The sequence below is a fragment of the Actinophytocola sp. genome (assembly GCF_049647105.1).
In the GTDB taxonomy this organism is placed as follows: Bacteria; Actinomycetota; Actinomycetes; order Mycobacteriales; family Pseudonocardiaceae; genus Actinophytocola.
Genome location: NZ_JBARWZ010000045.1, coordinates 1 through 13,582, shown reverse-complemented (window position 1 = coordinate 13,582; position 13,582 = coordinate 1). Strand labels below are relative to the sequence as shown.

At 75.9% G+C, this 13,582-nt stretch carries 2 protein-coding genes; both read right to left on the bottom strand.

Annotated elements, in window-relative coordinates; genetic code table 11:
- Nucleotides 1-3,315: type I polyketide synthase (locus tag WBA97_RS06685; protein WP_424229821.1), on the bottom strand; the 3,315-nt coding region annotated here is incomplete at its 3' end.
- 11 nt (nucleotides 3,316-3,326) lie between these two features.
- On the bottom strand, nucleotides 3,327-13,568 hold the full coding sequence (locus WBA97_RS06680; protein WP_424229822.1) for a type I polyketide synthase: 10,242 nt from the start codon (nucleotides 13,566-13,568) through the stop codon (nucleotides 3,327-3,329).
- Between the last annotated feature and the right edge of the window lie 14 nt (nucleotides 13,569-13,582).

Here is a 13,582-nt window from a genome sequence, read left to right as displayed (position 1 = left end):
GCCGGTGCCGCCGGTGACCAGGACCGTGCCGTGCGGCCGCCAGCGGTCGATGGCGGGCCCGGCCGGGACGAGCCTGCGGACGAACGCGCCTGCCGGTCGCAGCGCGACCTCGTCCTCGGTGCCGCCGAGGACGGCGGCGAGCAGGTCCGCGGTGCGCGCGTCGAGCGGGCCGGGCAGGTCGATCAGCCCGCCCCAGCGGTGCGGGGCCTCCATGGCGACGGCGCGGCCGAACCCCCAGACGGGGGCCAGGCCGGGGGCGAGCAGCGGGTCGGAGTCACCGATGGAGACCGCGCCACCGGTGACGCACCACAGCGGGGCGTCGACGTCGCACTCGGCGATGGCGCGCAGCAACGCGGGCACCTGGCGCACGTCGTCCACAGTGGACACGACGCCGTCGACGGGGCGGACGAGGTCGGCGAAGGAGGTGAAGACGTCGGCGCCCCGGTCGCGCAGCGCGGCGGCGAGGACCGGGTTGTCGAGGACGAGCCAGCGGCCGCTCAGCGTGGCGGGGCCGGTCCCGGTGGCGGGCTCCCAGCGCACCCGGTACCGCAGTTCTGCGACGTCGTCCTGGGCGGCGCGGTCGGCGCGCCAGCGGGCGAGCGCGGGCAGCACGGTGTCGAGGGCGTCGGTGTCGGGGAGGTCGAGGGCACCGGCGACGGCGGCGGTGTCGCCGGCCTCGACGGCGGCCCAGAAGCCGGTGTCCCTGGTGGACGGTGCCCAGTCCGGGTCGAAGCTGAGCCAGTACGGGGACCGCTGGAACACGTAGGTGGGCAGTTCGGTGCGGGCGCCGCCCCATGGCGCGAAGACGGCGGCCCAGTCGACGGCGACGCCACGCGCCCACGCCTGACCGACCGCGGCCAGCAGGGACTCGACCTCGGGGCGGCGCCTGCGCAGCAGCGGCAGCGCCTCGTCGACGTGCGTGGAGAGGGCGGCGTCGGGGCCAAGCTCCAGAAAGGTGGTGACGCCCTCGGCTCGCAGGCGTTCGACGGTGTCGCCGAAGCGGACCGTGTCGCGGAGCGCGCGAACCCAGTGGTCGGGGTCGGTGACCTCGCCGGGGATCGGCAGGCGCGGCGGCCGGAGGTCGATGGCGCGGACGATGGCGGCGAACTCGTCGAGCACCGGGTCCATCAGCCGGGAGTGGAAGGCGTGGGAGACCGTCAGCGGCGTGACCCTGCGGCCATCGGCCCGCCAGACCCGCGCCAGCTCGGCGATCTCGGCGGCGGGGCCGGACACCACGAGCGAGGTCGGGCTGTTGACCGCCGCGATGTCCACGGTGGACGGCACGTCCGCCTCGACCGCCTCGGCGGCGAGCATGGCCCCGCCCTCGGGCAGGCCCTGCATGAGCCTGCCCCGCGCGGCGACCAGCGCGCAGGCGTCGTCGAGGGACAGGACGCCCGCGACGTGGGCCGCGGCGATCTCGCCGACGGAGTGCCCTGCCACGTGGCCGGGCACGATCCCCCAGGACTCCAGCAGCCGGCTCAGCGCGACCTCGAGGGCGAACAGGGTCGCCTGGGCGCAGTCGGTGCGGCGCAACAGGACCGCGTCGTCGAAGGGCAGCGCGACCGACAGCGCGGCGAACGCACAGGTCACCTCGTCCATGGCGGCGGCGAACACCGGGAACGCCGCGTACAGCTCGCGGCCCATCCCGGCGCGCTGGGCGCCCTGGCCGGAGAACAGGAAGGCGGGCGCGCCGGAGGTGGCGGCCGGGCCAGGCGCGGCGGCGGCGATCTCCGCGAGGCCGCGCAGCAGCGCGTCCCGGTCGGCCGCGACGACCGAAGCCCGGTGCGGCAGCGCGGCGCGGGTGGTGGCCAGGGAGAAGCCGGTGTCGACCAGGTCGGTCGCCCGCTGGGCGGCGAGGTGGCGGCGCAGCCGATCGGCCTGGGCACGCAGGGCGTCCGGGGTGCGGCCGGACACCACGAACGGCACGGCGACGGGTGATACGGCACGTGGCGCCCGCTCTGCGGGGTGGCGCGGCGGTTCCTCGATGATGACGTGGGCGTTGGTGCCGCTGATGCCGAAGGACGACACGCCGCCCCGGCGCGGGGTCTCCCCCGAGGGCCACGGCCGGGCGTCGGTGAGCAGTTCCACCGCGCCGGCCGACCAGTCGACGAGCGGGGTCGGGGCGTCGACGTGCAGTGTCGCGGGTAGTTGCTCGTGGCCGAGAGCGAGGACGGTCTTGATGACACCGGCGAGCCCGGACGCGGCCTGTGTGTGGCCGATGTTGGACTTCAGCGACCCCAGCAGCAGCGGCGTCGCCCGGTCCTGGCCGTAGGTGGCGAGCAGGGCCTGCGCCTCGATCGGGTCGCCGAGCCGGGTGCCCGTGCCGTGCGCCTCCACGACGTCCACATCGGACGGCGTGAGGCGGGCATCGGCCAGTGCCGCGCGCAGGACCCGTTGCTGGGACTGGCGGTTGGGGGCGGTGAGGCCGTTGGACGCGCCGTCGGAGTTGACCGAGGAACCACGCACGACCGCGAGCACGTCGTGACCGAGCCGCCTGGCGTCACGCAGCCGCTCGACCAGCAGGACGGCGACGCCCTCGGCCCAGCCGGTGCCGTCGGCGGCGGCGGCGAAGGACTTGCAGCGGCCATCGCCAGCCAGCCCGTTCTGCCTGCCGAACTCCACGAACGCGGCGGGGGTGGTCATCACGGTCACCCCGGCCACCAGCGCGGACGAGCACTCCCCCGCCCGCAGCGCCGCGACGGCCTGGTGCAGCGCGACCAGCGAGGACGAGCACGCGGTGTCGATGGTGACCGAGGGGCCCTCCAGCCCGAAGACGTAGGAGACGCGGCCGGACAGGACGCTGTCGGCGGTGCCGGTGACGGCGTGGCCCGCGACCTCGGGGGTCAGCGGGACGCCCGCGCCGTAGCCGGAGTGCGACGCGCCGACGAACACGCCGGTTCGGCTGCCGCGCAACGAGTCCGGTGCGATCCCGGCCCGTTCGAACAGCTCCCACGACGCCTCCAGCAGCAGGCGCTGCTGGGGGTCCATGGCCAGCGCCTCGCGGGGCGAGATGCCGAACAGGGCGGCGTCGAACCCGGTGGCGTCGTAGACGAAGCCGCCGACCTTGGCGAAGTCCGTCCCGGCCAGGTCCCAGCCCCGGTCGGCGGGGAACCCGGCGAGCCCGTCGGCGCCTGAGGAGACGAGCCCCCACAGGTCCTCCGGCGACCGCACACCGCCGGGGAGCCGGCAGCTCATGCCGACGATCGCGACCGGTTCCGGCACGCGGGTCTCGGCGTCGGCGAGTCTCTTGCGGGTCTGGTCCAGTTCGGCGACGACCCGCTTCAGGTAGCCGCGTAACTTGTCCTCTGTAGACATCGGGTGCTCCATCACGCCACCCCCAGGTCCTGGTCGACGAGGGCGAACAGCTCGGAGTCGGTCGCCTCGTCGAGGTTGGACAGGGCCGGGGGCGGCCCGTCGTCGGCGTCGGTGAGATTGGCCAGGATCCTGCGCAGCCGCAGGGAGATCCGGGCCTTGTCCGCCGGCGCGGCGGCCGCGGCGAGCGCGTCCTCCCACTTGGCGAGCCCGGCGAGCAGCGGCGCGACCGGGTCACCGGTGTCATCAGGGCCGTCCTCGCCGGTCATCCTGCGGAGGAGGTCGGCGGCCAGCGCGTTGGGGCTCGGGTGGTCGAACACCACGGTGGCGGGCAGGGTGACCCCGGCCAGCTCCTGCAGGCGGTTGCGTAGTTCGACCGCGGTCAGCGAGTCGAACCCGAGGTCGCGGAAGGCACGGTCGGGTTCGACGGCGGTGGTGCCGGGGTGACCGAGCACGGTCGCCGCCTCGGCCCGGACCGCGGCCAGCAGCAGGGCCGGTCCCTCGGCCGGTGCCGCGGCGTCGAGGCGTCCGCGCAGCACGGCGGTCCCCTCGGTCCCGGCCTGCCCGGTCTGGCGGTCCCGGCCCGCGAACGCGAGCAGCTCGTCGAGCATGCGCCGGTGGCTGGCCAGGGTGTAGACGTCGGCGAAGACGGTCCAGTCCACATCGGACACGACGACCGTGGTGTCACGGCGGGCGATGGCCTGGCCGAGTGCCGTGACCGCACGGTCGACGGCCATCGGGCGCAGGCCCTGGCGGCGCAGCAGGGCGCTGGCCCCGTCGGCCATGCCGCCCTCGGCCCACGGACCCCAGGCGACCGAGGTGGCGGCCAGGCCGCGGGCGGCCCGGTGCTCGGCGAGGGCGTCGAGATGGGCGTTGGCGGCGGCGTAGGCGGGCTGGCCGACGCTGCCCCAGATCCCGGAGATGGACGAGAACAGCACGAACGCGTCCAGCGGGGTGTCGCCGAGCAGCTCGTCGAGGTGCCGGGCACCGGCCACCTTCGGGTCGGCGACGGCGGCGAACTCGTCGAGGCCGACCTGGTCGAGCGGGGTGAGCTGGCCGACGCCCGCTGCGTGCAGCACGGCGGTCAGCTCCTGGCCGTCGGCCGCGATGTCGTCAAGCACCCTGGCCACGGCGGCGCGGTCGGCGATGTCGCACTCGGCGACGACCACCTCGGCGCCCAGCGCGGTCAGCTCCGCCACCAGTTCGGTCGCGCCGGGGGCGGCGAGGCCGCGCCTGCTGGTCAGCACCAGGCGCCGCGCGCCAGCTCCTGCTGCGTAGCGGGCGACGTGGGCGCCGAGGGCACCGGTGCCGCCGGTGACGAGCACCGTGCCGGTCGGCCGCCACGAGGCGGCCGAGCCCGCCGGTGCGTGCGTGAGCCTGCGGACGAACACGCCGGAGGGCCGGATCGCGAACGCCTCGTCGTCGATGGCGCCCGCGAGGATGCCACGCAGCCGGGCCAGCGTCGGGGCGTCGAGATCGTCCGGCAGGTCGACCAGGCCACCCCAGCGGTCCGGCCACTCCAGGCCGATGACCCGGCCGAGGCCCCAGACCTGGGCCTGGTTCGGGCCCGCCAGCCGGTCGCCGTGGCCGATCGAGACGCCGCGCCGGGTCAGGCACCACAGCGGCGCGTCGACGTCCAGGTCGCCCATCGCCTGGGTGAGCAGCAGTGTCGCCGCCGCGCCCTCGGCCACCGAGGCGGCGGCCGGGTGCGGGCTCTCGTCCAGCGCCAGCAGGGACACGACCCCGTCGATGAGCGGGTGCCCCGCCATGGCGGTGTCGAGCAGTCCGGCGATCCCGGCACGGGTCGCGTCGCCGGGGAGGCGGACCTCCACGACGGTCGCGCCGTCCTCGGCGAGACCGGCCAGTGCCGCGCGGGTCCAGCGCCGCCCGGCGCCCGAGGTGACCGCGAGCCAGGTGCCGCGCAGCTGCGGGGTCACCGCGGCGTCGGCCGCCTGCCAGCGGACGCGGTAGCGCAGGGCGTCGACGGCGGTCTGCTCGTCGTGCCGCGACCGCCACGCCGAGAGCGCGGGGACGACGACGTCGAGGTGGGCGCGGTCGAGGTCGAGCAGGTCGGCGAGCATGCCGACGTCCTCGCGCTCGAACGCCTGCCACAGCGGGTCGGCCGCCGGGGCCGAGGGCGCCGCCGGGGCCGTGGTGGCACCGAGCCAGTAACGGGTGCGCTGGAACGCGGCGGTCGGCAGGTCGACGGGCAGCGCACCGTCGAGGACGGCCCGCCAGTCCACGCGCACGCCGTGGACATGCAGGGTGGCGAGCGCGGTCATGAGGGTCTCGTCCTCCGGCTTGTCCCCGCGCAGGACCGGCACGGCCGCGGCGATGTCGGTCAGGGCCTCCTGGACGAGAGCGCTCAGCACGCCGTCCGGGCCGACCTCAAGGAAGCGGGTGGCCCCGGCCGAGGAGACGGCGTCGTGGAAGCGGACCGTGTCCCGCATGTGGGCGACCCAGTGGTCGGGCGAGCACGCCTGGTCCCCGGTCAGCCTGGCGCCGGTCACCCCGGAGACGACCGGGATCCGCGGCGGGGCGAGCCGCAGGGTGGCGACGACGGCGCGGAAGCGGTCAAGGACCGGGTCCACGAGCGCACAGTGAAAGGCGTGCGACACGGTGAGGCGCTTGACCCGGCGGCCGCGCAGGGCGAACTCCTCCGCGGCGCGGGCGACGGCGTCCTCCGCGCCGGACAGCACGATCGACGCGGGCCCGTTGACGGCGGCGATACCGACGGCACCGGTGGCGACGTCGGCCAGCTCGGCGGCCTCGACCTCGGTGGCCTCGACCGCGCACATCGCGCCGCCGCCGGGCAGTGCGGCCATGAGCGCGCCCCGGGCGGCGACCATGGTGGCCGCGTCGTCGAGGGAAAGGACACCGGCGACGTGCGCGGCGGCGATCTCGCCGACCGAGTGGCCGACGAGCACGTCCGGCCGCACCCCGAAGTGCTCGAGGAGCCGGTAGGTGGCCACCTCGACGGCGAACAGCGCGGCCTGCGCGTAGGCGGTGTCGCTCAGCAGCTCCGCGTGCTCCGGTTCGAAGACGACGTCGCGCAGCGGGACGTCCAGTGCGGCGTCGAGGCGGGCGCAGGCGGCGTCGAAGGCGTCGGCGAAGACGGGGTGGGTGGCGTACAGCTCGCGGCCCATGCCGGTGCGCTGCGCGCCCTGGCCGGTGAACAGCATGGCGAGGGGCTCGTCGGGACGGGCGCGGGCGGTGAGCTTCGCGGCGCCGCCCGCGACCGCGGCAAGCCCGATGCGCAGGTCGTCCTCGTCGCGGCCGGTGACGACCGCCCGGTACTCCAGCGCGGAACGGGTGGTGGCGAGCGAGTAGGCGACGTCGGCCGCGGTCAGCTCCGGATGGGCGTCGAGGTGGACGCGCAGGCGGGCGGCCTGCTCGCGCAGCGCGGCCTCGGTGTGGCCGGACACCAGCCAGGGCAGCACGTCCTGCGCGGTGGCCGTCCGCTCCAGCACCGGGTCCGGTGCCTGTTCGAAGACGGCGTGGGCGTTGGTGCCGCCGATGCCGAACGCGGACACGCCCGCCCTGCGGGGGCGGCCGGTCGCGGGCCACGGCGTGGTCTCGGTCAGCAGCTCCACCGCGCCCGCCGACCAGTCGACGTGCGGGGTGGGGTTGGTGACGTGCAGCGACCTGGGCAGGATGCCGTTGCGTAGCGCGAGAACCGTCTTGATGACACCGGCGATCCCGGCCGCTGCCTGGGTGTGGCCGATGTTGGACTTCAGCGAGCCGAGCCGCAGCGGCTCGTCGCGGTCCTGGCCGTAGACGGCGATGATCGCCTGGGCCTCGATCGGGTCGCCGAGCGCGGTGCCGGTGCCGTGCGCCTCGACCGCGTCCACATCGGACGGTGCGAGACCGGCGGCGGCGAGCGCGGACCGGATGACCCGCTGCTGCGCGGGGCCGCTCGGTGCGGTCAGGCCGTTGGACGCACCGTCGGAGTTGACCGATGAGCCGCGCAGGACCGCCAGGACGGGGTGGCCGTTGCGGCGGGCGTCGGAGAGCCGTTCCAGGACGACGACGCCCGCGCCCTCGCCCCAGCCGGTGCCGTCGGCGGCGGCGTCGAAGGTCCTGCACCTGCCGTCCTGGGACAGGCCGCGCTGCCTGCTGAAGTTGATGAACATGCCGGGCGTGCACATGATCGTCGCGCCGCCCGCGACCGCGAGCCCGCACTCGCCTGCACGCAGGGCGGCGGCGGCGAGGTGCAGGGCGACGAGCGACGCCGAGCACGCGGTGTCGACGGTGACCGCGGGCCCTTCCAGGCCGAGCGCGTAGGCGATCCGGCCGGACAGCACGCTGCCCGCGTTGCCGGTCATCATGTGCCCCTCGACGCCGTCGGGCCGGCCCGCCAGCGAGCCGTAGTCGCTGTAGTTGATGCCGGCGAAGACGCCGGTCGCGGTGCCACGCAACGAGGCCGGGTCGATCTGGGCGCGCTCGATGGCCTCCCACGTGGTCTCCAGCAGCAGTCGCTGCTGCGGGTCCATCGCCACGGCCTCGCGCGGCGAGATCCCGAAGAAGCCGGGGTCGAACTCGCCCGCGCCGTGGACGAAGCCGCCCTCGCGGACGTAGAAGGTGCCCTCCTTGTCCGGGTCGGGGTCGTAGCCGCCCTCGATGTCCCAGCCGCGGTCGGCGGGCAGGACGGAGACGGCGTCCTGTTCGGCGAGCAGCAGCCGCCACAGGTCCTCCGGGCCGGACACGCCGCCGGGGAAGCGGCAGCCCATGCCGACCACGACGACCGGGTCGTCGTCCCGCGCGGTCACGGGCGCGGCGGTGACCGGCGCGACGGTCTCGCCACCGAGCTCGGTACCGAGGAAGGCCGCGAGCGCGGCGGGGGTCGGGTGGTCGAAGACCAGGGTGGACGGGAGGCTCAGTCCGGTCGCCGCGGCGACGAGGTTGCGGAACTCGATGGCGGTCAGTGAGTCGAAACCGGCGTCGCGGAACGGCTTTCCCGGCTCGACGGCGGCAGGCGAGTCGTGCCGCAGCACGGCGGCGGCCCGCTCGCGGACCAGGTCGAGCAGGGCACGGTCGCGTTCGGGGCCGGTGAGGGCGGCGAACGTGTCGCGCGGCGAACCCGTCTGCGCCGTGGTGACGGCCGGGGCGGCGTCGGGCAGCTCGTCGAACAGGGTGGTCGGGCGCACGGCGGTGAACGCCGGGCGGAAGCGGGCCCAGTCGATGTCGGCGACCACGAGCGCGGGGGTGGTTCCCGTGCGAGCGCGGTCGAGTGCTGCGGCCGCCAGTTCCGGGCGCATGGCGCGGAACCCGCCGCCGCGCACCCGCTGCTCGCGGACCGCGCCGTCGGCGACGAGACCGCCGCCACCCCAGGCGCCCCACGCGATCGAGGTGGCCGGCAGGCCGTCGGCCGCACGCTGCTCGGCGAGTGCGTCCAGGTAGGCGTTGGCGGCGGCGTAGTTGCCCTGTCCCGCGTTGCCGAGGGTGCCGACGGCGGAGGAAAACAGGACGAAGGCGGCCAGTTCGGTGCCCGAGGTGAGTTCGTGCAGGTTCCGCGCGGCGTCGGCCTTGGCCCGCCACACGGTGGCCATGCGCTCGGGGGTCATGGCGTCCACGACGCCGTCGTCCAGCACGCACGCGGTGTGCACGACGACCGTCAGGTCGGGGATGGCGGCGATGACGGTGGCGAGCGCGTCGCGGTCGGCGGCGTCGCAGGCGATGACGTCGACGGTCGTGCCCTCGGCCGTCAGCTCGGCGGCCAGGTCGGCGGCGCCGGGCGCGGCCGGGCCGCTGCGGCTCAGCAGGACGAGCCGGTCGGCGCCGCGTTCGGCGAGCAGGCGTGCGGTGTGCGCGCCGAGTGCGCCGGTGCCGCCGGTGATCAGCGCGGTGCCGGTCACCTGGACGCGCTCGGCAGGGCCCGCGCTGGTGCGGACCAGGCGCCTGCCGAAGACGCCGGAGGCGCGGACGGCGACGTGGTCCTCCGGCCCGGCGAGCGCGCGGACCAGACGGGCCGCCGCCCGCTCGTCCGGTTCGGCGGGCAGGTCGATCAGGCCGCCCCAGCGCCCGGGGTGCTCCAGCGCGGCGACGCGGCCGAGACCCCACACCGCGGCCTGGACCGGGTCACGCAGCCGGTCGGCGCGGCCGGTGGTGACCGCGCCGCTGGTGGCGCACCACAGGCGCGTGCCGGGGGCGACGGCGGCGAGTGCGTGCAGCAGGGTCAGTACGCCGTCGCTGTCGGCGAAGGCGAGGACACCGGGCGGGTTCGCGTCGTCCCCGATGGCGGCGAGCAGGGCGAGCTCGGCGTCCTCCCGGCACGCGGGCAGGTCGACGCGGCGGCCGGACATGGCGGCGCACGCGGCGTCGGCCCACGCGTGTCCGGCCGGGGCCACGACGAGCCAGCCGGGGGCGGCGGCCACGCCCTGCCGCACGCCATCGACGGCGAGGGGCCGCCACACGGTCCGGTAGGCCCAGCCGTCCACCGTGGCGTCCCCGGTTTCCCGGTCACGCCAGGCGGACAGGGCGGGCAGGAGGTCGCGGAGGGTGGCGCCGGGGTCGACGGCCAGCTCGCCCGCGATGCGGTCGAGGTCGCCGGCCTCGACGGCGGACCAGAAGCGGGCGTCGTCCCCGCCCCCGGCAGGCACGTGCCGGGCCGGGGTGGGCCAGAAACGCTGGTGCTGAAAGGCGTAGGTGGGCAGGTCGACGCGGCGGGCACCGGACAGGACCGGGGACCAGTCGACCGGGACGCCGTGGACGTGGACCTGTGCCAGGCCGCTGAGCAGGCGGTCGAGGCCGCCGTCGTCGCGGCGCAGGGAACCGGCCACGACCGCGGTCACGCCCGCGTCGTCGACGGTCTCCTGGAGGCCGACGGTGAGGACGGGGTGCGGGCTCGCCTCGGCGAACGCGCGGATGCCTGCGCCCAGTACGGCGCGGGTGGCGCGTTCGAACTCGACGGACGCGCGCAGGCCGCGGTACCAGTACTCGGCGTCCATGCCGGACCCGTCGACGAGCTCGCCGGTGACGGTGGAGTAGATCGGCGTCGCGGCGCGCCGGGGCCGGACCGGGGCGAGTACCGCCAGCAGATGGTCACGCAGTTCCTCGACCTGGGCGGAGTGGGAGGCGTAGTCGACGGCGACGCGGCGGGCACGGACGTCGGCGGCGGCGCAGTCGGCGAGCAGCGTGTCGAGAGCCTCTGGCGCGCCGGAGACGACCACCGACGACGGCCCGTTGACCGCGGCCACGGACAGCAGGTCACCGAACGGCGCGATCAGGTCGCGCACCCGGTCGGCCGGCAGCGGCACGGAGACCATGCCGCCACGTCCGGCGAGCGTGGTGAGCGCACGGCTGCGCAGGGCCACCACGCGGGCGGCGTCGTCAAGGGACAGTGCGCCCGCGACGGCGGCCGCGGCGATCTCGCCCTGGGAGTGGCCGAGCACCGCCGCGACCGGGACGCCGCAGGCACGCCACACCTCGGCCAGCGACACCATGACCGCCCACAGCGCGGGCTGCACGACGTCGACCCGTGCCATGGCGGCGGGGTCGTCGAGGACCGCGAACAGGTCCCAGCCGGTGAAGGGGCGCAGCGCGGCGGCGCACTCACGCATCCGGTCGGCGAAGGCGGGTGACTCCGCCAGCATGGCGGTGGCCATCCCGGCCCACTGCGCGCCCTGGCCGGGGAACACCATGGCGACCGCGTCCGCGGTGCCCTCGGTGCCCTCGATCACCGCGGCGGTGTGCCCGCCGGTCGCCAGTGCGTCGAGACCGGCGGCCAGGCCGTCTCGCGCGGTGCCGACGACCACGGCGCGGTGCGCCAGGGCGGAGCGCGTGGCGGCCAGGGAGAACGCGATGTCGGCAGGTGCGGTGGCGGGATGGTCGGCGAGGTGGTCGCGCAGGCGGGCGGCCTGGGCCCGCAACGCGGCCGGGGTGGCGGCGGACAGCAGGAACGGCACGGCGGACGACACGGTGCGCGGCGCGGGCGCGGCGGGAACCTCGGGCGCCTGTTCGATGATCACGTGCGCATTGGTGCCGCTGACGCCGAAGGAGGACACGCCGACGCGGCGGGCGCGGCCGGTCTCCGGCCAGGGGCGGGACTCGGTGAGCAGCTCTACCGCGCCGGTGGTCCAGTCGACGTGGGTGGACGGGCGGTCGACGTGCAGGGTCGCGGGCAGCGCCGCGTTGCGGACCGACATGACGGCCTTGATCACGCCCGCGGCACCGGAGGCGGCCTGCGTGTGGCCGATGTTGGACTTGACCGAGCCGAGCAGCAGCGGCCGCTCCCGGTCCTGGCCGTAGGTGGCGAGCAGCGCGGTGGCCTCGATCGGGTCGCCAAGAGTGGTGCCGGTGCCGTGCGCCTCCACCGCGTCCACCTCCGACGGGACAAGCCCGGCGTCGGCCAGCGCGGCCAGGATGACGCGCTGCTGCGCGGCACCACTCGGCGCGGTGAGACCGTTCGACGCGCCATCGGAGTTGATCGCCGAACCACGCACCACCGCCAGCACCGGGTGCCCATTGCGGCGCGCGTCGGAGAGCCGCTCGACCAGGAGCACGCCGACGCCCTCGCCCCAGCCCGCGCCGTCGGCGGCGTCGGAGAAGGACTTGCAGCGGCCGTCGGCGGACATCCCGCGCTGGCGGGAGAACTCGACGAAGATGCCGGGGCTCGACAGCACGTTGACACCGCCCGCGACGGCGAGGTCGCAGTCGCCGGCGCGCAGTGCCCGCACCGCAAGGTGCAGGGCCACCAGCGACGACGAGCACGCGGTGTCGACGGTGACCGCGGGGCCTTCCAGACCGAAGGTGTAGGCGACGCGGCCGGACACGACCGACGGCGAACCGCCGACGGCCAGGTAGCCTTCCGCGCCCTCCTGGGAACCGGCGACCAGCGCGGTGTACTCCTGCCCGCCGGTCCCGGCGTAGACGCCGGTTCTGCTGCCACGCAACGACAGCGGGTCGATCCCGGCCCGCTCGAACAGCTCCCACGACGCCTCCAGCACCAGCCGCTGCTGCGGGTCCATGGCGATGGCCTCGCGGGGCGAGATCCCGAACAGCGCCGGGTCGAAGCCGGTGGCCTCGGCGACGAAGCCACCGTCGCGGGCGTAGCTGGTGCCGGGGTGGTCCGGGTCGGGGTGGTAGAGGCCGTCGAGGTCCCAGCCGCGGTCGGCGGGGAACGGGCCGACCGCGTCGACGCCGTCGGCGACCAGCCGCCACAGGTCCTCCGGCGAGCCGACCCCGCCGGGGAAGCGGCAGCTCAGCGCCACGATGGCGATCGGCTCGTCGGTAGCGGACACGGCGACCGGGGCGACGGTTTCCGCCCGGGTTCCGCCGGTCAGCTCGCAGGCGAGCAGGCGGGCGAGCGCGGTGGCGGTGGGGTGGTCGAAGACGACGGTCGCGGGGACGCGGACACCGAGGAGCAGGGTGAGGCGGTTGCGCAGTTCGACGGACCCGGCCGAGGACAGGCCAAGGTCGGAGAACGCGCGGCCTGGCTCGACCTCGGCCACCGACGCGTAGCCGAGCACCTGCTGGACCTGTTCGCGGACCAGCGCCAGTAGGGCGCGGTTGCGGTCGGCCTCGGTGGCGGCGGCCAGCTGCGCCGCGAGCGGCGTCTGCCCGGCGCCGGTGTCCGCTGTGGACACTCCGATGGCCGGTCCTGGGGCGATGACGTCGAGCAGGCGGGTGCTGTGGGTGGCGGAGAAGAAGTAGGAGAACGTGTCCCACTCCAGGTGGGCGACGGCGACGGCGGTGTCGTCGTGGTCGAGGGCCTGCTGGAGGCCCGCGACGCCCAGCGCCGGGTCCATGCGCGGGATGCCGTGCCTGCCCATGGCGTCACCGAGCGCGCCGTCGGCCATGCCGCCGCCCGCCCAGGCACCCCACGCCACCGAGGTGGCGGGCAGTCCCCGGTCGCGGCGGTGGGCGGCGAGCGCGTCGAGGAAGGCGTTGCCAGGGCCGTAGTTGCCCTCGCCCGCCGCGCCGAACACCCCGGCCAGCGACGAGAACAGGACGAACGCGGACAGGTCGAGGTCGCGGGTCAGCTCGTCAAGGTTGCGTGCGGCGGTGAACTTGGCGCGCAGGCCGTCGTCGACGCGGTCGAGTGTCAGTGCGTCGACGATGCTGGAGTCGGCGACGCCGGCGGCGTGGAACACGGCGGTGAGCGGGTGTTCCTCTGGCAGGTCGGCGAGCAGTCCGGCGAGGACGTCCCGGTCGGCGAGGTCGGCGGCGGCGATGGTGACCTCGCTGCCGAGGCCACGCAGTTCGTCGGCCAGTCCGGCGGCGCCGGGCGCGGCGGGGCCTCGGCGGCTGACCAGCAGCAGGTGCCCCGCGC